General features: G+C 49.5%; 23 protein-coding genes and 1 tRNA gene. 21 read left to right on the forward strand and 3 right to left on the reverse strand.

Annotated elements, in window-relative coordinates; genetic code table 11:
* Window positions 1-48: 48 nt before the first annotated feature.
* From IRJ25_RS03420 to IRJ25_RS03460, 9 genes are all read left to right on the forward strand, one after another.
* Entirely contained in the window at window positions 49-1,521 is a 1,473-nt protein-coding gene (locus tag IRJ25_RS03420) for a tetratricopeptide repeat protein (protein WP_214690651.1), read from the forward strand.
* A 68-nt stretch (window positions 1,522-1,589) separates the two neighbouring features.
* On the forward strand, window positions 1,590-2,543 hold the full coding sequence (trxB, locus tag IRJ25_RS03425) for a thioredoxin-disulfide reductase (RefSeq protein ID WP_074036283.1): 954 nt from the start codon (window positions 1,590-1,592) through the stop codon (window positions 2,541-2,543).
* 120 nt (window positions 2,544-2,663) lie between these two features.
* Window positions 2,664-3,536 (forward strand): RNase adapter RapZ, encoded by an 873-nt coding sequence (gene rapZ / locus IRJ25_RS03430; RefSeq protein ID WP_031422867.1) that lies wholly within the window; start codon window positions 2,664-2,666, stop codon window positions 3,534-3,536.
* A 1-nt stretch (window position 3,537) separates the two neighbouring features.
* A complete protein-coding gene (locus tag IRJ25_RS03435; protein ID WP_269317786.1) occupies window positions 3,538-4,533 on the forward strand; it encodes a gluconeogenesis factor YvcK family protein in 996 nt (331 codons plus the stop codon).
* 34 nt (window positions 4,534-4,567) lie between these two features.
* Entirely contained in the window at window positions 4,568-5,521 is a 954-nt protein-coding gene (gene whiA / locus IRJ25_RS03440; protein WP_012726921.1) for a DNA-binding protein WhiA, read from the forward strand.
* A gap of 86 nt (window positions 5,522-5,607) precedes the next feature.
* The gene (locus IRJ25_RS03445) at window positions 5,608-5,844 is read left to right on the forward strand and encodes a hypothetical protein (protein WP_012726920.1); all 237 of its coding nucleotides are present in this window, start codon (window positions 5,608-5,610) and stop codon (window positions 5,842-5,844) included.
* Window positions 5,845-5,937: 93 nt separating this feature from the next.
* Window positions 5,938-6,453, forward strand: a complete 516-nt coding sequence (locus IRJ25_RS03450) for a DUF2179 domain-containing protein (protein WP_012726919.1) — start codon at window positions 5,938-5,940, stop codon at window positions 6,451-6,453.
* Between the two features lie 89 nt (window positions 6,454-6,542).
* Entirely contained in the window at window positions 6,543-6,986 is a 444-nt protein-coding gene (locus IRJ25_RS03455; protein ID WP_236548933.1) for a hypothetical protein, read from the forward strand.
* Between the two features lie 56 nt (window positions 6,987-7,042).
* Window positions 7,043-7,738, forward strand: a complete 696-nt coding sequence (locus tag IRJ25_RS03460) for a MerR family transcriptional regulator (protein ID WP_269317787.1) — start codon at window positions 7,043-7,045, stop codon at window positions 7,736-7,738.
* A 33-nt stretch (window positions 7,739-7,771) separates the two neighbouring features.
* Here IRJ25_RS03460 and IRJ25_RS03465 read toward each other — a convergent pair whose 3' ends face one another.
* From IRJ25_RS03465 to IRJ25_RS03475, 3 genes are all read right to left on the reverse strand, one after another.
* Window positions 7,772-10,537, reverse strand: a complete 2,766-nt coding sequence (locus IRJ25_RS03465) for a putative bifunctional diguanylate cyclase/phosphodiesterase (protein ID WP_269317788.1) — start codon at window positions 10,535-10,537, stop codon at window positions 7,772-7,774.
* A gap of 155 nt (window positions 10,538-10,692) precedes the next feature.
* Window positions 10,693-11,268, reverse strand: coding sequence for an ATP-dependent Clp endopeptidase proteolytic subunit ClpP (gene clpP / locus IRJ25_RS03470; RefSeq protein ID WP_012726916.1), 576 nt, complete (start codon window positions 11,266-11,268; stop codon window positions 10,693-10,695).
* A 151-nt stretch (window positions 11,269-11,419) separates the two neighbouring features.
* Window positions 11,420-11,492, reverse strand: a tRNA-Arg gene (locus IRJ25_RS03475).
* A gap of 118 nt (window positions 11,493-11,610) precedes the next feature.
* Between IRJ25_RS03475 and IRJ25_RS03480 the strand changes: the two genes are divergently transcribed.
* The 12 genes from IRJ25_RS03480 (at window position 11,611) to IRJ25_RS03535 (ending at window position 24,890) form a co-directional block, all read left to right on the forward strand.
* Window positions 11,611-12,756 carry an RNA polymerase factor sigma-54 gene (locus IRJ25_RS03480; protein WP_159562633.1) on the forward strand — a complete coding sequence of 382 codons (1,146 nt, stop codon included), beginning with the start codon at window positions 11,611-11,613 and terminating at the stop codon, window positions 12,754-12,756.
* Window positions 12,757-12,761: 5 nt separating this feature from the next.
* On the forward strand, window positions 12,762-13,019 hold the full coding sequence (locus IRJ25_RS03485; RefSeq protein ID WP_230872831.1) for a glutaredoxin family protein: 258 nt from the start codon (window positions 12,762-12,764) through the stop codon (window positions 13,017-13,019).
* A gap of 109 nt (window positions 13,020-13,128) precedes the next feature.
* Window positions 13,129-14,157, forward strand: coding sequence for a sugar-binding transcriptional regulator (locus IRJ25_RS03490; protein ID WP_084543053.1), 1,029 nt, complete (start codon window positions 13,129-13,131; stop codon window positions 14,155-14,157).
* A gap of 59 nt (window positions 14,158-14,216) precedes the next feature.
* The gene (gene gap, locus IRJ25_RS03495) at window positions 14,217-15,224 is read left to right on the forward strand and encodes a type I glyceraldehyde-3-phosphate dehydrogenase (protein ID WP_012726912.1); all 1,008 of its coding nucleotides are present in this window, start codon (window positions 14,217-14,219) and stop codon (window positions 15,222-15,224) included.
* 97 nt (window positions 15,225-15,321) lie between these two features.
* Window positions 15,322-16,506, forward strand: coding sequence for a phosphoglycerate kinase (locus IRJ25_RS03500; protein ID WP_074036297.1), 1,185 nt, complete (start codon window positions 15,322-15,324; stop codon window positions 16,504-16,506).
* 18 nt (window positions 16,507-16,524) lie between these two features.
* Window positions 16,525-17,277, forward strand: a complete 753-nt coding sequence (tpiA, locus tag IRJ25_RS03505; protein ID WP_078147302.1) for a triose-phosphate isomerase — start codon at window positions 16,525-16,527, stop codon at window positions 17,275-17,277.
* Window positions 17,278-18,816, forward strand: coding sequence for a 2,3-bisphosphoglycerate-independent phosphoglycerate mutase (gene gpmI / locus IRJ25_RS03510; protein WP_214690655.1), 1,539 nt, complete (start codon window positions 17,278-17,280; stop codon window positions 18,814-18,816). It begins immediately after the preceding gene.
* Window positions 18,817-18,852: 36 nt separating this feature from the next.
* Window positions 18,853-20,145 (forward strand): phosphopyruvate hydratase, encoded by a 1,293-nt coding sequence (eno, locus tag IRJ25_RS03515; protein WP_012726908.1) that lies wholly within the window; start codon window positions 18,853-18,855, stop codon window positions 20,143-20,145.
* A gap of 266 nt (window positions 20,146-20,411) precedes the next feature.
* Window positions 20,412-21,209 (forward strand): aminoglycoside phosphotransferase family protein, encoded by a 798-nt coding sequence (locus IRJ25_RS03520; RefSeq protein ID WP_269317789.1) that lies wholly within the window; start codon window positions 20,412-20,414, stop codon window positions 21,207-21,209.
* Between the two features lie 232 nt (window positions 21,210-21,441).
* Window positions 21,442-22,323: a UTP--glucose-1-phosphate uridylyltransferase GalU gene (gene galU, locus IRJ25_RS03525; RefSeq protein WP_269317790.1), complete on the forward strand. Its 882-nt coding sequence runs from the start codon at window positions 21,442-21,444 to the stop codon at window positions 22,321-22,323.
* A 21-nt stretch (window positions 22,324-22,344) separates the two neighbouring features.
* Entirely contained in the window at window positions 22,345-23,553 is a 1,209-nt protein-coding gene (locus IRJ25_RS03530; RefSeq protein WP_269318235.1) for a glycosyltransferase family 4 protein, read from the forward strand.
* Entirely contained in the window at window positions 23,550-24,890 is a 1,341-nt protein-coding gene (locus IRJ25_RS03535; protein WP_078147299.1) for a glycosyltransferase, read from the forward strand. Before IRJ25_RS03530 ends, IRJ25_RS03535 begins: the two co-directional genes overlap by 4 nt.
* Window positions 24,891-24,894: the final 4 nt, after the last annotated feature.

Raw genomic sequence — 24,894 nt, forward strand, 5'->3', positions numbered from 1 at the left:
TCCCTGCAACTAAAAAAAGATTTAGAGATGATGTGGAGGATTTAGAATATGGAAGCGAACTATGAAGCAGTAATGACGCTACCCGAACCAGAATCTCCGCTCGCTGCGGAGCTCCACTACTATAGAGGTCGTCGTGCGTTACGTGAAGGTCGCCTGGATGAAGCGACTTTTTTCATGGCTGAAGCGACAGCGGCAGCCACGCATCGCGTCGACTATCATAAACAGTACGCAGAACTGTTATTTGAAGTAGGGGAGGTCTACCACGCCAATGACGTGTGGAAACGAGTATTAGAGCTCGATGAGACCGCAACAGAGGCACTGTATCACTTAGCAAGCAACTGTGCCTATGTCTCTCAATATGAGGAAGCGGCGCACTATGCATCCGAATATCTCGCCCGTGACACGAAAGGTCACTTCAGGGAAGCCGTGCAATCCCTTCTTGAACTGATCGAACTCGAACAAGAGTTAGAGGACGAGGAAGAAGACGAATTGATCACGTGGCATACGGAAGCGCAGCGTCAAATCGATAAAGGACGATTGTTTGCGGCAAAGGCGACACTCGAGCGTCTCATCGGTCAATATCCATCGTTTTGGCCAGCATACAACAATCTGTCGGTCGTCAGTTTTTACCTTGGTGATGACCAAGCGGCATTCCGGACGCTCGAATACGTGCTCGACCAAAATCCAGGCAACTTGCATGCAATCTTGAACACGATTCTCTTGCTCCATGAAGCGGGTCAATCGGAAGTGGCCCTGCAGTTGTCGACACCGCTCACACGTGTCCGTCCACTCCAATTTGACTTACGTTATAAATTAGCGACGACACTCGCGCTTGTCGGACATTACGACCGTGCATATGAAGAACTACGTCTATTGAAAGACCGCGGATTCCGTGGGGACCCATTGTTTGGGCATTGGCTCAGCGTGTCTGCCTATAAGACAGGACGACTTGAAGAGGCAGCCACCTACTTGAACAATGAAGAGATGAAACAGTTTGAAGAGAAACAAAGCTTCGACATCCGAGAAAATCTCGAATTTCGTTCGGCACTCGTCCAAGGATTGCGTCAAGAGAGCGACTTGGCTCGAATCGAGATTATCCGAATCATCGCCAACTTAAAAGATGACGAAGCGTTCGAAGCGCTTGCGCTCACGAATGCGGTGACGGAAAACGGGACGGTCCGTGCGTTCGCAGAGATGTGTCGTGCCGACCTTTGTCAGCAACCGTTCAAAGGAGACGTCCGGATCAAGCGTGCGTTTGATGCGCTCGTCTTGGCTGAAGCACATGTATCAGAAGCGGAACGGATGAGCCTAGAGGGCGACTTCTATGAACGTTTCGCGACGCTTCTGTTGTCTGATGAATCATTCATGGACGTAACGGCATCGGCCGCTGCGCTCGTCTGGATGTTTTATACGAAACGGGACGCATTGATTCTCGAAAATTGTGCGAACGCCTTCCATCTCTCGGTCGACACGTTGACAGAGACGGTCCGTTCGTTCAAACGGACACTCGAACAAGCATAAAGATAGACGATACCCTTACAGGTTTCTTATACTAAAGGCAATCAATTTCTTGCAGAGGTGGAATCAACATGACAGAAGAAAAAATTTATGACGTCATTATCATCGGTGCCGGTCCTGCCGGAATGACCGCTGCGCTATATGCTTCACGTGCGAACCTTTCAACACTTATGATTGAACGTGGGATTCCAGGTGGTCAGATGGCCAACACGGAAGACATCGAGAACTATCCGGGCTATGACAGCATCCTTGGTCCTGACTTGTCTCAAAAAATGTTCGACCATTCGAAAGCGTTCGGTGCGGAGTATGCATATGGGGACGTGCAAAGCATCTCGGATGAAACACAATATAAAATCGTGCATGCGCACAACCGTGACTATAAAGCACGTGCAATCATCCTCGCCTCTGGTGCTCAGTATAAGAAAATCGGCGTACCGGGAGAAGAAGAACTCGGTGGCCGTGGCGTATCGTACTGTGCGGTATGTGACGGAGCGTTCTTCAAAGGGAAAGATTTGTTCGTCATCGGCGGTGGCGACTCGGCTGTTGAAGAAGGTGTCTTCTTGACACGCTTTGCGAACAAGGTGACGATCGTTCACCGTCGCGATGAGCTTCGCGCTCAGAAGATTCTTCAAAAACGTGCGTTCGACAATGAGAAAATCGATTTCATTTGGAACCACACATTGAAAGAAATCACAGAGAAAGACGGGAAAGTCGGTGGAGCTCGTCTCGTCAGCACAGTTGACGGGACAGAGACAGACCACGAGATTGACGGCGTCTTCATCTATATCGGGATGAACCCGATTACAGGATTCGTTCAAGACCTCGGCATCACGAACGAACAAGGTTACATCGTCACGAACGAGGCGATGGAAACGAATATCCCAGGGATTTTCGCGGCCGGTGATGTCCGTGAGAAAACGCTCCGTCAAGTCGTCACAGCGACGAACGACGGATCGATTGCCGCTCAGAATGCTCAACACTTCATCGAGGGGCTCCTCGAATCGTTGCAAGAACAAAACGCATGATTCAAGAAGGTAGGACTGCGGGGAACCGCGGTCCTTCTCTTTTTTTCGGACGTTCGTTATACTAGATGGAGAGAGCTACACACACGGCTCGGTTGTCAATTTTAAGGGGGCGTCAGCGAGATGGAAGACTTTAAAGGATTAGAAGAATTGATCATCATCAGTGGGATGAGCGGGGCTGGAAAGTCGGTCGCCATGAATAGTTTCGAGGACCTCGGCTATTTTTGTGTCGACAACTTGCCACCGGTGCTCTTGCCACAATTGATTGATGTCATCAGCTCGGTCCGACCGAAAATCGCGGTCGCCATCGATACACGGACACGAGACTTTATCGATAGCTTATTCATCGTCATCGACGATTTGGAAAAAAAGAATGTGCATCCGCACCTGTTGTATTTAGAGACGCGGGACGACGTGCTCGTTCGCCGTTATAAAGAGACGCGACGGTCCCATCCGCTCGCACCGGAAGATGCGCCACTTGTCGGCATCAAGATGGAGCGCGAACTGTTAGAAGGGTTCCGTGATCGGGCTCACACGCTGTATGATACGAGTGAATTGAAGCCTCAGATGTTGAAGGACCGCATCCTCCAACAGTTCAACGAAGAACGGATCCCGTTCACAGTCAACTTCATGTCATTCGGTTTCAAACATGGGGTTCCGCTCGATATCGACTTGTTGTTCGATGTTCGCTTCATCACGAACCCATTCTATATCCCTGAGCTCCGTCCACTCACGGGTCAGACGACAGAAGTACAGGAATACGTCATGTCTCATCCGGAGGCACGAGCATTTTATAAAAAGTTGATCGACATGCTCGAGTTCCTTCTCCCGCAATATAAACGGGAAGGCAAAACGCAAGTCGTCGTGGCGTTCGGTTGCACCGGTGGGAAGCATCGGTCGATTACCTTCGCTGAGAAAGTGTCGGAGCACTTTGCTGAACGTTATAATGTGAAGACGGTCCACCGAGACCTCGCTCACGCGACGAAGGAGAAGTGACATGAGACGAGATCGGAAAGTAGTCGCTATCGGTGGAGGGACAGGATTGTCCACTCTCGTTCGTGGATTGAAACATTATCCACTCGATATCACGGCAATCGTCACGGTCGGGGACGACGGGGGGAGCTCGGGACGTCTTCGTGACGAGTTTCATATGTTGCCTCCGGGCGATATCCGTAATGTCATCTTGGCATTGTCGGAAGTCGAACCGTTAATGGATAAGATTTTACAATACCGCTTCGATACGGGATTTGGTTTAGAAGGGCATTCCCTTGGAAACTTGATGCTCACGGCGGCGACCCACATCTGCGAAGGCTCGTTTGTCAAAGCGATCGATGTCATGTCGCAGCTCTTGAACGCACAAGGAAAAGTATTGCCGGTGACTGAGACGCTCATGACCCTCGCAGCCGAGTTTGAGGACGGCACCATCGTCCAAGGGGAATCCAAGATCCCCCTTCATGAGCAACCGATCAAACGGATGTTTTTACTCGAAGAAGGCATTGAACCGGCCCCGGGCGTCGTCGAAGCGATTGAAGAGGCAGATGTCATCGTGCTCGGTCCAGGGAGTCTCTATACGAGTATCATCCCGAACCTGCTCATCCCAGCTGTACGGGAAGCCATCGTCCGCTCGAAAGTCCCGGTCGTCTATATTTGTAACGTGATGACGCAACCAGGTGAGACGAAAGGCTATGACGCGATGAAACACTTGAAAGTCATCGAGTCGTACCTTGGGAAGGCATCGATTGACACGATTGTCGTCAACAACGAACCGATTGAAGAAGAGTATTTGGAGCGTTACCGTGAGGATGGATCGGAAGAGGTCCGCTTCGATCGGAAGAAGCTCCGGAACTATGGGACGAACGTTCTCGCTGGGGACATCGTCGACTATAATCGGGAGTATATCCGTCATGATTCCGACGCCATCGCCGGACTCGTCATGCAGCGGGTACTCCGCATCAAGAAGCCGCGCTCATTTCAAGAATTGGAACTGAAATAAAGATTGTTGGAAAGATAGAAAGGAGGGGGACTCGATGAGCTTTGCATCAGATGTGAAGAAAGAATTGACACAACTCGAAGTGACCGACGCGGAAGCGAAAGCGGAACTGTCGGCACTCGTTCGGATGAACGGGGTCATCTCGCTCGCCCTTGGACGAGGCATGACCTTAGACGTCTCGACGGAGAACGCCTCGATCGCCCGGCGGATTTACTCGTTGATGAAACGCCTTTACGACCATCCGTTAGACTTGTTCGTACGGAAGAAAATGCGTTTGAAAAAGAACAACGTCTACATCGTCCGAGTGTCACAGCATGCGGAAACGATGCTTCGGGATCTTGAGATCCTTGGAGAGAATTACGAGATGATTCGGACACTGAACTCGGATATGACGGGGGACGAGAACTTAGCGCGCGCTTACTTGCGTGGCGCCTTCCTCGCAGGCGGGTCAATCAACCATCCGAAAACGTCCTCGTACCACCTCGAAATCTATAGCTTGTACGAAAACCATAACCAGGCACTACGTGATTTGGCGAACCGGTTTGAGTTGAATGCGAAGACGCTCGAACGGAAAAAAGGGCATATCCTGTATATGAAAGAAAGTGAAAAGATTTCGGACTTCCTCAAGTTGATCGGGGCGACCCGGGGTATGTTGGAGTTCGAAGACGCACGAATCATCAAAGATATGCGAAACTCCGTCAACCGTCTCGTCAACTGTGAGACGGCCAACTTGAACAAGACGGTCGGTGCGGCATTGCGCCAAGTCGAGAACATCAAGTTCTTGGAGCGGACGGTCGGACTCGACGTCTTACCGAAAAAATTGCGGGAAATCGCCGAACTGCGCGTCACGCATCAAGACGTCTCATTACAGGAGCTCGGGGAGATGCTCGAGTCCGGTCCAATCTCGAAGTCAGGAATCAACCATAGACTTCGTAAAATTGACCAGATTGCCGAGCGCGTGCGCAGCGGCGATGAGATCGCATCCTCGTGATGCGGTTGCGCCAAAACCATTCTTCCTATATAATAAGCAATTGTGTATAGGTTTTATGAAAAGCGAGTAAAAGGAGCTTCATCATTATGTCGAATGAAAAGAAAAGATTATCGCTCACGATTGACGCTAAGCTCGACCAGGTCATCACAGAGCGTGCTAAAGAAATCGGAATTCCGAAAAGTGCACTCGTCACGTTCGCTACAAGCCTCTTCTTGAACCAGCTTCGTGCGGAAGAGTTGTTGAACGGGGACAAGAACGCAATCTACGAAGTCATTCGTAAAGACTACGAGTTGCTCACGAGCGTAAAGAATCTAGATAACTAAGTGAAAGGTTGACTCCGGTCAGCCTTTTTTAGTTGCATCTCTTTCAGAAATTTGGAATAGTGGTGATAATGAATTGGAACGGAGGTCGATCAAATGGGTCAAATCTTACTCATCCTACTGCTACAACTAATCTACGTTCCGGTGTTAACGCTCCGGACGATCATGCTCGTGAAAGGGAAGACCGTCATCGCCGGTCTATTCGGAACGTTAGAAACGCTCATCTATATTTTTGCGCTCGGCATCGTGTTCCAGGATCTGACGACGGTCGGTATGATCGTGTATGCGGTCGGCTTCGGGCTCGGAATCTTACTTGGCGGTTTCGTCGAACGAAAACTCGCTATCGGTTACAACATGATTCAAGTCCATACGAAAGAATATCCAGCGGAACTCATCCAACAGATGCGTGACAACGGATATGGAGTTACGCATTATCAAGGGCAAGGACGTGACGGGGTCCGTTACCGTCTTGACGTATTGGCGGCCCGTACCCGGATGAAAGAACTGCGTGAACTCGTCGAGAAGCATGAACCGAAAGCATTCCTCGTCGCATTTGACCCAATCGACTTCAAAGGCGGTTATATGATGAAAGGACTGCGTCGCCCGAAATGACACACAAGACTCACGAAAGTGGGTCTTTTTTTGTTAGAGTAGGGATTTTATCTCGTGATAGGGAACTAGTGAAGAAAGGAGATGAGACCGTGAAACGAAATCGACGTGTGTGGATGATCTTACTGTTTGTACTTGTCGGGGCGGGAATCGTTTATTTCGCCATGACCTTATTTGGGGATGGAGAGGACAGTGTCAAGCCGCCGCTTCCAACGATTCGGGTTGGTTCGGTATCGGCAGAAGTGGAACAATCGACGTACTGTTGGGAGACCGGCAATCAAGCGACATGCGCCGATTACGGACTACCGGAAGCGGACGATCTTCAACTGATCACTGTCAAACCGGGAGACCGGATCGATGTCGTCTATCATGCAGAACCGATGACATCGAGTTTCAATCGAATCGAGGATGGAGAACTCGTCTCTTCCGAACTCGTCGTTCCGGATGAGCCGGGCATCTATCTCTATGAAGTCGGCGGAGAGTGGTCGCAAGGAGATAGCCGATACGTCTTCGGTGTCCGGGTCCCTGAAAACTAATGATTGACCTGCCTCTAAGGGGCGACTGTACAGTGAACGTAGGAGGTGGGGAAACCGTGATTCCAATCGGAAGAGTCGCCCATGTGACCGGATTGTCGGTCAAGGCGATCAAATTTTATGAAGCGCGCGGATTGGTCCGCCCGACGCGGACCAAGAATCAGTATCGAATGTACGGGATGGAAGAGATTCGACGGTTAAGTGAAATCAAACGATTACGTCAAATTGGACTCCGTCTAGAACAAATTCAATCGGGTCTACCGGTTGATACATTACTAGAAACACGATTGGATGAAGTCCAGGCAGAAATCGAACGACTTCATCGAATCGAGAGGCAGATTCGATTGATACAATCAGGAGGGAACGACATGAAGATTCGATATGAGATGTTGAATGAAGCCATTTCCGTCTATGGATATGGTGGTACGTTAGAGGAGATCCCGAACATGTGGGCCAAGCTTCAACCAGAATTGACGACAGACGAGTCGTACGGGGTCTGTCTCCCGCAGGAGAACGGTTATGTCGCGGGGATGACGAAGCCGGTGTCGGGAGAAAGTGCTCGAAGTGTCGAACTGACGAAAGGGAACTATATCGTCGCGACGGTGGAGGGAGGCATCCCGATGATTCCGTCTACGTATGAGCAGCTAGTAAACGTTCCAGATGTGACGCTACGAGACGCGGTCGACTTCGAGCGCTATATTCACGGGCAAGGTGGAGCGGACGACATCATTGAGATTTGGATGCCCATCGAATAGAAAAAAGAACGCATCCATCGATGCGTTCTTTTTTTAGAGGAAATGATGGAGATGTAACGTATTTTTAGCTTGCTCCGGAGTGAGATGGAAGGCGTGCTCAGTAGCACCCTCTAGTAAACTCTGTTCAATTGGCTCTAATTCATATGTGTAAATCCCGTCCTCGAAGTCGGGAGTTCCGATGATGTTGACAGGAATCGGTTGGTCCTGCGATTTCATCAGAATGGAGAACTGTAAAAAATCGTTCGGCGGTAAAAACAAGGTCGTATATAATTTGAACGACTTACGATCTTCCATTGACACTAGAGCAGGTGCTCGACCCAAATCGGACGTGAACGATTGGATGCGAGAAAAAATCATTTGAACGGGAATCAACATCGTGTGACCTTCGAGTGAACTCACTTCTGTCGGAGGTAAATACGTTTGATCAAGGAGACGAATCATCTGCTCGCTCTCGACCGGTGGACTGAAGAGATAACCTTGAATCGTTTGGACGCCACGGTCCCGCAGCCAGTTCAAATCACGGAAACATTCGACACCTTCTACGACGATATCCATACCAAATTCTTTTGCGATATACATCAAGCTACGGACAATGGCTTGTGACTTCACATTTTGATGAATGCCGTGTGCGAAAATTCGGTCGACCTTCATGATTTGGACATTATAATCCTGTACGTACGCGAGTGAAGAATAACCGGTACCGAAGTCGTCAAATGACACGGTGATACCGAATGCATTCAATGTCTCAAACACGGACTTCATTCGATCTCGGTTCTCCAATAGCGTTGATTCTGGAATTTCAATTTCTAAATAATGAGGTAGGATGTTGTGTCTCGTATAGGATTGTTGAATTTGTTGCATGTAGTTATCTAGATAGAAATAGGAAGCCGGAATGTTTATTGAAATCGGGATGCATGTCGGAAGCTGATTCATAAATCGACAGACTTCCTCGATTAAAAAGTCCGTCAATTCCACAATCTGTTGGTTGTGCTCAATCAATGGAATAAATTCAGCAGGCGAGATGGGTCCCCAAGTTGGATGTGTCCAGCGCATCAGTGCCTCAGCGCCAACAATTTCACCGGTCCACGCATGGACTTTCGGTTGATAGACAACAAACAGCTCCCTATTTTTGATGGCGGTGCGTAAATCATTGATCAACGTATAGCGACGCAAGGATGGCAAATCAACGCTCGATGAATAGAACGCCAGATTGGAATGTCCCTGTGTGTAAGCGTGATTTGTCACCTGAACGGTATGGGCAATCAGTTCGTTCGCCGTCATCCCGTCATGTGGGGAGCGACAGACACCGACGGAAACGTGTGGGAAGATTTCATATTCACTGATGCTGTAAGCGCGTTCGGACAAGGTGGTCAACTTTTCACCGAAACGCCGGACTCTCTCATCGGTCCAATAACTAGGAATCACAATGCAATATAAATCTTCATGAATGACAGCTAATAAGGCATCATCAGGAACGTAAGGTTGGAGCGTGCCAATCGTTACGGCATTCCATTCATCCGCTAATTCAAAGCCTAGTGTTTGTTTGACCTCCGCATAGTGATTGAAGGAAATTCCAATCATTGTGACGGATTGCGCCTCTTCTAATAGTTCTTCGATATGTGTCTTTAACGTATCTCGATTGGCAATTCCCGTAATCGGGTCAACTGTCCGTAATGTGGTGATTTCTTGCTCCTGTTCTTGCAGTCGCGTAATATTTTTCAAATAGGAACGGTAACCGGTTACATTTTTATTCTGATCCCAGATAGGTTCACGCTTTTCTTCCACCCACTTCAATTCATCCTTTACATAAACGCGATATATGTAAGTAGCGGATTCTCCTTGTAACGTCTCATGACGTGATGAGGTGAGTCGTTCCAAATCTTCTGGATGAAGAAACTGCTTCCAAAATTCGAGCGTGATATCAGAAGGCTCAATCTCAAATCCAATCATACGGAATAGGCCAGGAGAAACGTGTTGGAACGTATCGCTCTGAAAATCAAACTCCATCATCCCGGCTTCGATAAACTGATTGAATTTCTCAATCTTCTCATTGTCAGTTTGGTAGACCGATTGATCCATCACCGCGCATGTAAGTAGTTTTCGATCCATAGATAAATGGCTACGTACGACATAATGGTGGTATTGCGATTCTTCTAAATGAAAGATTCGAACAACAGACTCCCGCATCTCAATCTCAGGGTCGATCATCAACTCACCAAGAATCTTTAAATACACATTTAAATCATCTGGATGGAGTAACTGTTTGAAGAGTAGCGGTGTATGTGTATCCGATGAAATAGTGCTAAGTCCGAACATATCTTTCAATGATCCAAATGTCTCGAAATAGTGAGTCTCTAAATTGAACTCAAAGAGGGCGAGACCGTGAATGTCGCCGAAGACTTGACGATAAGCATCAAAGCGCATACGTTCTTGTGCGAGCTCATTTTCATATGTTCGCTCCATCACCGAGAACGCCAAGGTAATCTCAGGGTGAACAGAAATAGGGACGGGCATCAATTGAAATAGACGATTCGACGGTTGAAGACGAACTTGAACCCCATCGTATAACGAAGTCATGGATTCCGCAAAAGGGTCCAATTCGTTTGACAGTATTTCAACAAATTCTTCGATGGATTCTGAAAGCAACTTTTCGAACGAAGGGTTGACGAACCAAATTTCATCCTCTTTAGTAAGAGCACATATGGCTTCAGGTGAATGCATCCAATATTCCGGTAATGAAGCATGATTATCCGAATCATCAAACGGAATAATTGAACTGAAATGTAATAATTTTTTCAAAATAAACCTCCCGATTTGGTCTACATTATCTATATATTCCTATTTATTATAGGTCTCTTATTCAGAAAATAGGGTCAATATCTTTTTAACTTGCAGGTTTCAGAAGTCAATAAAAAAGACACACATCCAATTAGGATTGTGTGTCTTTCGGAAAATTAACGTGTCATGACTTTGTCGATGAGACCGTAGTCTTTCGCTTGGTCAGCTGCCATGAAGTAGTCACGCTCTGTATCGCGCTCGATGACTTCAAGAGGCTGTCCAGTGTTTTCTGCCATGATTTGGTTCAACTTCTCGCGCATCTTGATGATGCGTTCTGCGTGAATCTTGATGTCTGACGCTTGGCCTTGTGTGCCGCCGAGCGGTTGGTGAATCATGATTTCTGCGTTCGGTAATGCGAAGCGTTTCCCTTTTTCACCGGCTTGGAGCAAGAAGGCACCCATCGATGCAGCCATTCCGATACAAATCGTCGACACGTTCGGCTTGATGAAGTTCATCGTGTCATAGATCGCCATACCCGCTGTGATCGAACCACCTGGGCTGTTGATGTAGAGTGAGATGTCCTTTTCTGGGTCCTCAGCCGCAAGGAAGAGGAGCTGTGCGACGATTGAGTTCGCGACGTTGTCGTCAATCGCACTTCCGAGAAGGATGATGCGGTCTTTAAGCAAGCGTGAGTAGATGTCATACGCGCGCTCCCCACGGCCTGTCTGTTCGATAACTGTTGGAATTAACATTGAATCTGCCTCCTTTATGTAGGTTGTAATTTCATCATACCTGTATAGTCAATGATGGTCAAACGATAGTCATCGTTTTTCACCTATTCCACGATTTTCTTATCGTAAAACGAAAAAGAGGCCAGGCAATCTGCCTGACCTCTACATCTGATACACCCGGAGAGATTCGAACTCCCGACACCTGGCACCGGAAACCAGTGCTCTATCCCCTGAGCTACGGGTGCATATCTGTGACACGAATTTATTATACATTTGTTTTATTGAAAAAGCAATCCTGTTCACATAGCTTTTTTGAGCGCGACGGAAGCGGGTTCGATACAATAGAAAAGAGGGGGGAGAACGATGCAACGGCAGGAGCAAAAACAAATCCAGCAACAACAGATGACGCAAGACCTCGTGCAGCGGTTACCGGTCCTTGAGGCGGACCGTCTTGCGCTCGCATTCCGGCTGGCGCGTCTTGCACGACATAACACGAACATTCAAATCGGCAGCGGGGGCATCGATTGGATTGCAGATGCGGCGAGCTCGTTTGAGGAGAAGCTGTTCACACAGATTTATGAGGGTAGCGGCAGTGAGGATGAGAAAGCGTTGCGACGACAACTCGTCCTCTTGCTCGACCATCGGGGATTATTGCCGGATGCGAATGAGGTGTTGGCGACACGACTCGGTGTCGACGTCACTCGAATCGAACAGGCGAGGCAGGCGCTTTTATTTCTTGAACCGACGGGGATCGGGGCGAGAACAGAACGGGAGTGTCAATATCGACATGCGATCGAACATGAGGACCCTCGCATCGTCGATGTATTCGAAGCGATTGAGAGTGGGGTGAGTCCTCAACAGATGACGACTGCTCTTGCTATTTCAGAGGAGGAATTGGCAAGACTGGAACGAATCGTCGCGACACTTCCGAAACGTCCTCTATTATATGAAGAAACGGGTCACGTGTTTCCGGAAGTCGAGGTACGCTATGAAGAGGGGACACTCGTCACGACGTGGCTTAGTCCGGAACTCGACGAGACGCGTGTCGGGAATGACCGTGAGGCGAAATGGTGGATGACGTCCCTTTCGATGCGGAACGAAACGCTGCGTGAGATTTGGTCAATCATTGAAGCACGTCAGACCGAGTGGCTCAAAGGGGAACTTGTCCTTAATCCGTTGACCCGACGTACGGTCGCGCAGCTCATCGGAAAACATGAATCGACGGTCGGACGAGCCATCCAAGGGAAGTTCGCCAAGACCGAGAGTGGCATCATGGAATGGCGACACTTTTTTGTTCGGTCTACAAGTCGCGGGCATTCGCCATTTATGATTAAACGGGCACTCGCAGAACTGATTCAACGAGAGAAGGCACCACAAAGTGATCAGGCGCTTGCGAATGAATTGATTCGATACGGTTATCAAGTGACCCGGCGGACGGTGACGAACTATCGGGAAGAGCTTGGATTCGGTAATTCGCGCGAGCGCGAGCGACAGGTATGGAAGGGATGACGAAAATGAAACTTACTTTATATAAACGTGACAATTGCTCACTATGTGACGAGGCGGTCGTCATGCTCGAATGGTTACAGGAAGATTATCCGATCGAACTCGAACAAATCGACATCACCGGGGATGAGGTGCTCGAGGCAAAGTACCTCTTTGAAATCCCCGTTCTCATACATGAAGGTGTGGTCATCAGTCAAGGGCGATATGATGACAACAAAGTTGAAGATTTTGTTAAGTATACGCTTACATCGAAAAAAAACGTTTGAAGGGGTTGCCAGACGGAAAAGTGATTGATAAGATGAACTCGTAGCGGTGGGACGCAAATAAAAAAGTGGGACAAAAGTTGTCCACACTGAAAGTCGAGGGGGTATGAGCATGATCCAGCAACTGATTCACGTTCAGAAGCAAATTGTCCCTGACCTGCTCGATACGCTCCGACATCGTTACGATATCTTACATTATGTCCGCTTGATGCAGCCGATTGGCCGCAGGACACTCGCAACGAGCTTGGGACTGACCGAACGGGTACTCAGACGAGAAGTCGACTTTTTGAAAGATCAAGGTCTTCTTTACGTCGCTACTCAAGGAATTTCCCTCAGTGAGACGGGACGAAACGTCTTACGAGACTTGCACGAGATCATGGGAGAACTTCTTGGGATCTCAGAAGTGGCAAGAGAGCTCGAAGAGAAATTAGGGGTTCGCCAAGTCGTCATCGTACCGGGTGACTCGGATGAGACATTCTGGGTCCAACGCGATATCGGACGGGCAGCGGTCACGCAACTAAAAGCGCGGCTCGCACCGGATGATAATGTGATTGCGGTAACGGGAGGAACGACGATGGCATCGGTCGCGGCGATGATGTCGCCCGATAAAAAAGAACGCCCGATGCATTTCGTGCCCGCACGCGGAGGTCTCGGCGAAACGCTTGAACTTCAGGCGAACACCGTCTGTTCACGCATGGCGGACCGGGCCCACGCAGACTATCATCTTCTACATATTCCGGATGAAGTATCACAAGAAACGTTCGACCGGATGGTGGAGGAACCTAGCATCAAAAATGTGTTGGAAATGATTAGAGCGGCGCGAATTGTGGTACATGGAATTGGTGAGGCAGAAACGATGGCAAAGCGCCGTCACGCATCACCGGAGCATTTGCGGATGATTGAACGGCATGACGCCGTCGCCGAGGCATTCGGATATTATTTCAATGCTGAAGGTGAGATCGTCCATCGCGTCAAGACGGTTGGAATCCAACTCGAAGAGCTGGATGACATGGATGCCGTCATCGCGGTTGCCGGAGGAAAATCGAAGGCACAGGCAATCGCCGCTTATGCGAAACACACGTCGAACATCATCCTCGTCACAGACGAAGGTGCGGCGAAAGAATTATTAACTTGTTATTAAAGAGTTGACCCCCCGTTGGCTCTTCAATAAATAGCTTCTACCCTAAGGAGGAAATTAACATGGCAGTAAAAGTTGGTATTAACGGATTTGGACGTATCGGTCGTTTGGCATTCCGCGAGATCATCAAAAACGAAGGAATCGAAGTTGTTGCAATCAACGACTTGACAGACACGAAGATGCTTGCGCACCTTCTCAAGTATGACACGACTCAAGGTCGTTTCGACGGAGAAGTTGAAGTACACGACGATCACTTCCTCGTAAACGGAGAGAAAGTTATCACGCTTGCTAACCGTAACCCTGAAGAACTTCCATGGGGAGACCTCGGTGTAGACATCGTTCTCGAATGTACTGGATTCTTCACTTCAAAAGAAAAAGCTGAGCTTCACTTGAAAGCTGGCGCGAAGAAAGTTGTTATCTCGGCTCCTGCTACAGGTGACATGAAGACTGTTGTTTACAACACAAACCACGACATCCTCGATGGTACTGAAACAGTTATCTCAGGTGCTTCTTGTACAACAAACTGCTTGGCGCCAATGGCTAAAGTACTTCAAGACCAGTTCGGAATCGTTGAAGGTCTCATGACGACAATCCACGCTTACACTGGCGACCAAAACACGCTTGACGCTCCACACCCGAAAGGTGACTTCCGTCGTGCGCGTGCAGCTGCAGCGAACATCGTTCCTAACACAACAGGTGCTGCGAAAGCAATCGGTCTCGTAATCCCTGAACTTCAAGGAAAACTTGACGGTGCTGCACAACGTGTACCAGTTGCTACAGGTTCACTCACTGAGCTCGTAACTGTACTCGACAAGCAAGTATCTGTTGACGAAGTAAACGCAGCAATGAAAGCAGCAGCGAACGAGTCATTCGGTTACACTGAAGACGAAATCGTTTCTTCTGACATCGTTGGAATCACATACGGTTCACTCTTCGACGCGACTCAAACGAAAGTCATGACAGTTGGCGACAAGCAACTCGTTAAAACAGTTTCTTGGTACGACAACGAAATGTCTTACACTGCACAATTGGTTCGCACAGTTAAGCACTTCGCTAACATCGCGAAGTAATTTCGTGAACTAAATAGAATCAAATAGGAGCGGAAACAAGAGATTGTTCTCCGCTCTATTTATGAAATGACACGCACGACATATGGAGGCGAAAGTTATGAACAAACAGTCTATTCGTGACATCGATGTAAAAGGGAAACGCGTCTTTTGCCGCGTTGACTTCAACGTTCCACTCAAAGATGGCGTCATCCAAGACGAAACTCGGATCCAAGCCGCACTTCCAACGATCAAGCACTTGCTTGACGGTGGTGCGAAACTCGTCCTTGCGAGCCACCTCGGCCGTCCAAAAGGCGAGAAGAACCCTGAGTTCTCACTTGCTCCAGTAGCGAAGCGTCTCGCTGAACTCCTCGGAAAAGATGTACCGCTCGTCGAAGAAGCATACGGTCCGGTCGCAGAAGAAGCGGTCGCTAACCTCTCTGAAGGCGATGTCGTCGTTTTAGAGAACGTTCGTTTCTACCCAGGTGAAACGAAAAACGACCCTGAACTTGCAAAAGGATTCGCAGCACTTGCTGACGTATACGTCAACGACGCGTTCGGCGCGGCTCACCGTGCACACGCTTCAACTGAAGGGATTGCGCACCACGTGGACACAGCCGTTGCTGGTCTCTTGATGGAAAAAGAACTTGAAGTTCTCGGTAAAGCTCTTTCAAACCCAGACCGTCCGTTCACGGCGATTATCGGCGGGTCGAAAGTAGCGGATAAGATTGGGGTCATCGACCACCTTCTTGACATCGTTGACACACTCATCATCGGTGGCGGACTCTCGTACACGTTCTCGAAAGCGCTCGGGCACGAAGTCGGAACGTCACTCCTTGAAGAGGATAAGCTTGACCTCGCTCGTCAATTCATGAAGAAAGCAGAAGACAAAGGCGTGAAATTCTTGATGCCTGTCGACTGCGTCATCACGAAAGAATTTGGCGAAGAAACGTATGTCGGCCCAGTCGATATCGACTCGATCCCAGCGGATCACATGGGTCTCGATATCGGACCGAAGACAGTCGAACTTTACGCGGACGCGATTCGCGAATCGAAACTTGTCGTATGGAACGGACCGATGGGCGTATTCGAACTCGATAAATACGCAAACGGAACGAAAGGTGTCGCTCAAGCACTTGCGGACAGCGATGCATACTCAATCATCGGTGGTGGCGACTCAGCCGCTGCGGCAGCCAAGTTTGGTCTTGCTGACAAGATGAGTCACATCTCAACTGGTGGCGGCGCGTCACTCGAATTCATGGAAGGCAAAAAACTTCCAGGTGTCGAGGCGTTGAACGACAAGTAATTTAGAGGAGGGTTATCGATGCGTAAACCGATTATTGCAGGTAACTGGAAAATGAACAAAACACTCTCGGAAGCTGTTGCTTTCGTTGAGGAAGTAAAAAACAACATCCCATCTACTGACAAAGTAGATGCAGCGATTGGTGCTCCAGCACTTTTCCTCGCACCAATGGTAGAAGCAGCTAAAGGGTCAAACTTGAAGCTCGGTGCACAAAACATGTACGACAAAGATAGCGGTGCCTACACTGGCGAAATCAGCCCAGTGATGGTCGCTGACCTCGGCGTGACTTACGTCATCCTCGGTCACTCAGAACGTCGCGAGTACTTCGGTGAGTCGGATGCGTTCATCAACAGCAAAACGAAAAAAGCGTTCGAACACGGTCTTACGCCAATCGTTTGTGTCGGTGAAACACTCGAGGAGCGCGAAGGCGACAAGTTCGAAGAAGTCATCAAAACACAAGTCGAAGGCGGTCTCGCTGACCTTTCTGCTGACCAAGTCAAACAACTCGTCATTGCGTATGAGCCAGTTTGGGCAATCGGTACAGGGAAATCAGCGGACGAAGCAGACGCACAAAGCTCTTGTAAATATGTTCGCGACGTGGTGAAAGGTCTTTACGGTGAAGACGTAGCGGCTGCAGTACGCATCCAGTACGGTGGATCTGTAAAACCAGAGAACATCAAAGAGTATATGGCACAGGAAGATATCGACGGCGCACTCGTCGGCGGTGCTTCACTTGAAGCCGCTTCGTTCCTCAAATTGTTGGAGGCGATTTAAATGGCTAGACCAGTCGCACTCATCATTTTAGATGGTTTCGGGATGCGTGACGAATCGTTCGGAAACGCAGTCATGGCTGCGAACAAACCGAACTTCGATCGCTACTGGGAGCAGTATCCACATACGCTCTTAAACGCAAAAGGCGAGTACGTCGGTCTTCCGGAAGGACAGATGGGGAACTCGGAAGTCGGTCACTTGAACATCGGTGCCGGCCGAGTCGTCTATCAGTCACTCTCACGCGTGAACAACGCAATCAAAGACCGTTCGTTATTCGACCGTCAGGCGATGAACCATTTGGCAGGTCATGTGAAGAAACATGATTCGAGCCTCCATATCATGGGTCTCGTATCAGATGGCGGGATTCACTCGCACATCAATCACATGTTTGCCATCGTTGAGTTCGCAAAACTCCACGGCATCGAAAAAGTGTACATTCACGCGTTCACGGACGGTCGTGACTGTGATCCGAAATCAGGAGCTGGTTTCCTCAAAGAAACAGAAGAAAAGCTTGCTGAACTCGGTGTCGGTCAAGTCGCTAGCGTGTCTGGTCGCTACTATGCCATGGACCGCGACAACCGTTGGGAGCGCGTCGAGAAAGTATACGACGTCCTCGTAAACGGTAAAGGCGAAGTTGGCACGGATCCAGTCGAAGTTCTCCAGAAGTCTTACGAGAACGATTTGACGGATGAGTTTGTGTTACCAACTGTCATCGAAAAAGATGGCAAGCCGGTCGCGACAATCCAGGACAACGATGCCATCATGTTCTTCAACTTCCGACCGGACCGGGCGATCCAACTCGCAAAAGTGTTCAAAGAGAAAACAGGCTTCAAAGGCTTCGAACTCTCAAGCAAACATCCAGAGAACATCTTGCTCGTCTCGATGACAAAGTTCTCGGATGAGGTCGACACGGATATCGTGTTCCCACCGGAAGATTTGAAAAACACACTCGGGGAAACACTCTCTGCGCAAGGATACAAACAACTCCGTGCCGCAGAAACAGAGAAATACCCACACGTCACGTTCTTCTTGAACGGACAAAAAGAACAACCATTTGAAGGTGAGGATCGTCTCCTTGTCCCTTCACCGAAAGTCGCGACGTACGACTTGCAACCAGAAATGAGCGCATATGAGCTCACGGACGGTTTGCTCGAGCGTATCGAGTCAGATGAGTATGATGCATACATCATCAACTTCGCAAACCCGGATATGGTTGGTCACTCAGGGAAGCTTGAGCCGACGAAGAAAGCGATCGAAGCGGTCGACGAATGCCTCGGTAAAGTAGTGGACGCATTACTTGCTAAAGGTGGAGCGGCCATCATCACAGCGGACCACGGGAACGCGGACATCGTCACGAACCCGGATGGCTCGCCGATGACGGCGCACACGACGGAACCTGTTCCATGTATCGTCACAAAAGAGGGAGTCGAACTGAAACCAGTTCTCGAAGGCGCGCTTTGCGACCTCGCCCCAACGCTTCTTCACCTTCTCGGTGGAGAGCAACCAGCTGAAATGACTGGTTCGTCAATCGTTACAAAATAATACAACTATTTTTCAAACGAAAAGGAGCGATTTTTCATGTCAATGATTACAGAAATTTACGCACGCGAGATTTTAGATTCACGCGGTAACCCATCAGTAGAAGTAGAAGTCTTCACAGAAGACGGCGGTTTCGGCCGTGCCCTCGTCCCATCAGGCGCATCAACAGGTGAGCACGAAGCAGTTGAGCTTCGCGATGGCGACAAGTCACGTTACCTCGGTAAAGGTGTCTTGAAAGCAGTTGCGAACGTGAACGACACGATCGCACCAGAACTTATCGGCTACGATGTATTCGACCAAAACGCAATCGATGCGAAAATGATCGAACTCGACGGTACGCCAAACAAAGCGAAACTTGGTGCTAACGCAATCCTCGGTGTGTCAATGGCAGCAGCTCACGCAGCAGCAGATGAGCTCGGTCTCCCACTTTACACATACCTCGGTGGATTCAACGCGAAGACACTTCCAACACCAATGATGAACATCATCAACGGTGGTTCGCACGCGGACAACAACGTGGACTTCCAAGAGTTCATGATCATGCCTGTCGGCGCGCCAACATTCCGTGAAGCGCTCCGCATGGGTGCTGAAGTATTCCACGCCCTCAAATCAGTTCTTTCTGGTATGGGTCTTAACACAGCTGTCGGTGACGAAGGTGGTTTCGCACCAAACTTGAAGTCTAACGAAGAAGCGATCACAGTTATCCTTGAAGCGATCGAAAAAGCTGGTTACAAACCAGGTGAAGACGTCTACCTCGCAATGGACGTTGCATCTTCTGAGTTCTACGATAAATCAACTGGTAAATACGAACTCGCTGGCGAAGGCAAGTCACTCACAACTGCTGAGCTTGTAGACTTCTACGCTGAGCTCGTTGACAAGTACCCAATCCTCTCAATCGAAGATGGTTGTGACGAAAACGACTGGGATGGCCACAAGCTTCTCACAGACAAAATCGGACACAAAGTTCAACTCGTTGGGGATGACCTCTTCGTAACGAACACATCTAAACTTGCTGAAGGTATCGAAAAAGGAATCGCAAACTCGATCCTCATCAAAGTTAACCAAATCGGTACGCTCACAGAAACATTCGACGCGATCGAAATGGCTAAAAAAGCTGGTTACACAGCAGTTGTCTCACACCGTTCTGGTGAAACAGAAGACGCGACAATCGCAGACATCGCTGTTGCGACAAACGCTGGACAAATCAAAACTGGTTCACTTTCACGTACAGACCGTATCGCGAAATACAACCAACTTCTCCGCATCGAAGACATGCTCGGCGATGTAGCGAAATACGACGGTATCAAGTCGTTCTACAACCTCAAAAAATAATTGATTGTTTCAGGCTCGCCAATCGGCGGGCCTGTTTTTTTTATGGGTGTTTTTCAACCCGTCCTGGCGGCACCGATGCTTTCTGCAGGCAATCCGCGAAGCCTCCTCGCGCTTACGCGCTTGCGGGGTCTCCGCGAGATTGCTTTCCTGCAAGAGTCACGGTGCCGCTTGGACGGCTACGGTCGCTATTTGTCGGACCTTTTCGTCGTCGACACCCTGTGTTGCTGTATACTGAACGTGACTGATAAAGGGTAGGGGGAGATTGGATGGATCAATCGAATGAACAAGAAAAAAGGTTGAGCGGTGGGAACGTGTCAACTGTCTATAAAAAGGGGAATTACGTCTATCGCACTCAAAAGGAAGGCAGCGAGCGTATTCATCGATGGTTACGTCACTTGGAGGCAAAGCAACTTTCCGGAGTGCCGCGTTTTATTGGAATCGATGATCGAGGAAGAGAAGTGTTAACTTACTTGGAAGGAGAAACCGCAGACTATCCCTTGAAGTCCTACATGTGGTCCGATGAGGCGATTCAGGATGTTGCACGACTAATGAGACGTATACATGATGCGTCGACAGATTTTGAGTGGTCGTCAGATTGGTCACCGATTGACAACACGCCTCAACCGCTAGAGGTCATCTGCCATAACGACTTCGCTGTCTACAATACAATTTTTCATGAAGGAAAAGTGGCAGGAATCATCGATTTTGACTTGGCCGCACCCGGACCGCGTGCTTGGGATATCGTCTATGCACTTTATACGTTCGTTCCGCTCAGTCGTCGCCACCAAGCTGAAACGGGAGAAGTCATCTATTATGATGCCGATCGAGTCGATGCGATCTATAACAAGCGGGTATCGTTGTTTCTTGAAGCCTATGGTTGGGAGCAAGCGGAGGTCGACTTGTTCGACATGTTGCAACGACGCATCGAAGCGCTCTGTCTGTTGATGAAACGAAAAGCTGCGGAAGGAGACGTCGCCTTCCAAAAGATGATTGACGAAGGACATTACGATCATTACCAAGAGGAACTTCGGTTTATTCGAACGCATGGACAGAAGTGGTTCTGAAACAATCTGAAGCGGGAATATAGAAAATGAAGCATGAATGGGGAGGCGATTTACGTGATGATGCTCGGATTTCTTTTCTTGGTACTGCTCATTGGATTCGGCATTTGGTACTATCTCAAATCGCACCGAAATGACGATTGGTCATGACAAGATTGTCATGACCTCTCTTTTGTGTCAGTTTGCACAAAATTTGGGTATACTCTCTACATAACGAGTAAAGGAGCCCATGGTTATGACACGAGTACGTAAAGCCATCATCCCAGCCGCCGGTCTCGGCACCCGCTTCCTTCCTGCCACGAAAGCCATGCCAAAAGAAATGTTGCCGATTGTCAACAAGCCGACGATCCAGTTCATCGTCGAGGAAGCCGTCGCTTCAGGCATCGAGGACATCATCATCGTCACGGGGAAGAACAAACGGGCGATTGAAGACCATTTTGACCGTGCGCTCGAACTGGAACAGAACCTCGAATCGAAAGGGAAGACGCGCTTGCTCGAATCGGTCCGACATTCCTCGAATTTGGCGAACATTCACTACATACGCCAACAGGAGCCAAAAGGTCTCGGACATGCGATTTGGTGCGCCCGGAAGTTTATCGGAGACGAGCCATTCGCCGTCTTGCTCGGGGACGATATTATCGAATCCGATGTGCCGGCAACGAAGCAGTTGATCGACCAATATGAGGCCCACGAACGTTCGATCATCGGGGTGCAGCGTGTCCCGTATGAAATGACGAACCGATATGGTATAATTGACCCGCTTGCCGTCGAAGGGAAGCTCATCCCGGTGCGGACGTTCGTGGAGAAACCGCCCATTGATGAGGCCCCGTCGAACTTCGCCATCCTCGGTCGCTACATCTTGAAACCGGACGTCTTTGAGGCGTTGTCGGGACAAGAGGCGGGAGCCGGGGGCGAGATTCAATTGACGGATGCGATCGCACGCTTGAATGAGGCGCAGACGGTCTTCGCCTACGAATTTGACGGTCGACGTTACGACGTCGGAGAGCCGATTGGGTTCGTCGAGACGACGATTTGCCACGCGCTCAGCGATCCTGATTTAAAAGATGACGTCCATGCCCTATTGAAACGGCTTTTGGACGAACTTGATCAACAGTAAGGTGTGTTATTTTTGAAAACAATGCTTATGGTGTGTCAAAACTATTATCCGGAGATCGGCAGTGCCGGCAACCGGATGCAAAACATTACGCATTTGATGAAGCAGCGCGGGTATGAAGTCGAGGTCATCACGGCCGCCCCTTCGTATCCGAGCTTTGATATGTATCAGGACGACCGCTTCTGGAACGACCGGGAGTTAAACGACCAACCGTTCATCAAGCGACTCATCACGAAGAAACGGAAACATACGTCTAACATGGTCAGTCGTCTTTTCCTATTCCTCGAACAGATGGTCAAAGGGATCCGGGAAGTCCGTAAGCTCGAATTGAAGCCAGACGTCGTCTTTGCGACGACCCCTTCTTTTTTTATGGCGTTTGTCGGTGCTTATGCGAAACGAAAGTATCGTGTCCCGTTCATCTTGGACGTCCGTGACCTTTGGCCAGAATCGGTGAAAGGTGTCGGCGTCTTCAAGTACGATTGGGTGCTCACGCCGGCTTTTTGGATGGAGAAACGACTGTATCGTGTCGCCGATGAAGTCATCATCAACTCGGAAGGGTTCCGCAGCTATCTTCGTCAGCGCGGTGTGCCGAACGAGAAGATTCACTACATGCCGAACTCGATCCGGGAAGCGGAGCGAACGCTCGAGCGGACGATCCCACCGGACGACCGGATGGAGATCTTATACGCCGGGAACATGGGTCTTGCCCAAGATGTGTCGTTGTTACTCGAACTCGCCGAGCGATTCCGAGACGAGCCACGGATCCACTTCAAATTGATCGGCTACGGCTATCGGAAAGAAGAATTGAAGCAGACGATCAAAGACCGTGGCTTCCAAAACTTCTTGTTCCTTGAGGCGATGCCACGGACAGAGGCGTTTCAGGCGATTAAAAATGCTGACGTTGCATTCGTCAGCCTGATCGAGCAAGAAGTGTTCGATACGGTCATCCCTGGGAAACTCATCGACTATATGGCGGTCGGCAAACCGATTGTCGCAGCAGTGTCAGGCCATGCGGCGAATGTCATTGAAGCGGCGGAAGTCGGCTACGTGTCACGGAAGCGTGACATCGATGAGATCGAGCGAATCCTGCGGAAGCTCCTCGACCGACCGGATTTACGGGAGGCACTCGGGGCGAACGGGATTCGTTACGTCAAAGAGAATTTATATTGGGAAGAGAATATCGACGTGTTAGATCAAGTCGTACAACAGTTAGTGATGGAGGAAACACGATGAAGTCAGTATGTATGTTTGTATGGAACCATTTTACGAATGATGCGCGCGTCCTTCGTGAGTGCTCGGCACTCGCCGAGGCAGGCTATGAAGTCGATTTGATCGCGCTTCAAGATCCAAAAAATAAAGAGCTTCCAAAAGAAGAGATGCGTCCGGAAGGCTTCCGTGTCATCCGCGTGAAGCGTCAACCTTCGATTCTCGTCAACGCGCTCAAGTTCGCGAAGAAGACCTATCAATGGGTGAGCGAGAAGCGGACCCGCCAAATCGGGGCCGGACTCGTCGGTGCCGGGTTGTTCCTACTCGCGCCGATCACGATGCTCGCACTTGGAGCGGCCGTCGGAACGGTCTTGTTGCCGCAAGTGCGTAAGCAAATCGTCAATGCGAGTGCGATGCTCGAGATGGTGTTCGCTTCGACGAAAAAATCGTATGACTTTTATCATGCGAACGATTTGAACACGCTCCCGCAGGCACTCCTTGCCGGGAAAGTGTTCAACAAAGGTCGGATTGTCTACGATTCGCACGAGGTACAGACGGACCGTACGGGTTACGGCTATATTCAAAGTAACCTTGAGGGGTGGCTCTTGCCGTTCGTCGATACGATGATGGTCGAGAACCATACGCGTGCGGCGCACAATGAAGAGTTGTACGGATTCTATCCGTACGTGCTCCACAACTATCCGTTCTACCGTCCGCTCGACTTCTCGCTCCGTAAGGACTTGCATGCACTTCTCGACTTACCGAAAGACGAGAAGATCCTCTTGTATCAAGGGGGCATTCAAGCCGGACGCGGTCTCGAACAGCTCGTGCTCGCGGCGAAAGACTTCAAAGAAGGCACGCTCGTCATGATCGGGGACGGGAAACTCAAACCGACGATTCAACAGTTGATCGAGACGGAAGGGGTCGGCGACCGCGTCAAGATGATTGACAAAGTACCGGTCGAAGCGTTACCTTACTATACGATGAACGCCTACCTAGGCTTCCAAGTATTGAACAACGTCTGCTTCAACCACTACTCGGCCTCGTCGAATAAATTGTTCGAGTATTTGATGGCCGAAGTACCGGTCGTCTCATGCGACTTCCCTGAAATCGAACGGGTCGTTGCGGGGAACGATGTCGGGGTGCTCGTCGATTCGCACGATCCACAATCGATCGCGGACGGCGTCAACCGGATGATTGAAGACCAAGCACTCTATGCGCGTGTCAAAGAGAACACGAAGACCGCGCGTGAGAAATATAACTGGGATTTGGAAAAAGAGGCACTCTTGAACGTCTACGCGAACGCCGCGGAGCGCAAGTTGCCGATTATGAAAGACGGTGCGCCAAAGCCAGTACAATCTTAAGACT

It is taken from the genome of Exiguobacterium sp. KJ 601 (assembly GCF_027161185.1).
Taxonomy (GTDB): Bacteria; Bacillota; Bacilli; order Exiguobacteriales; family Exiguobacteriaceae; genus Exiguobacterium; species Exiguobacterium profundum.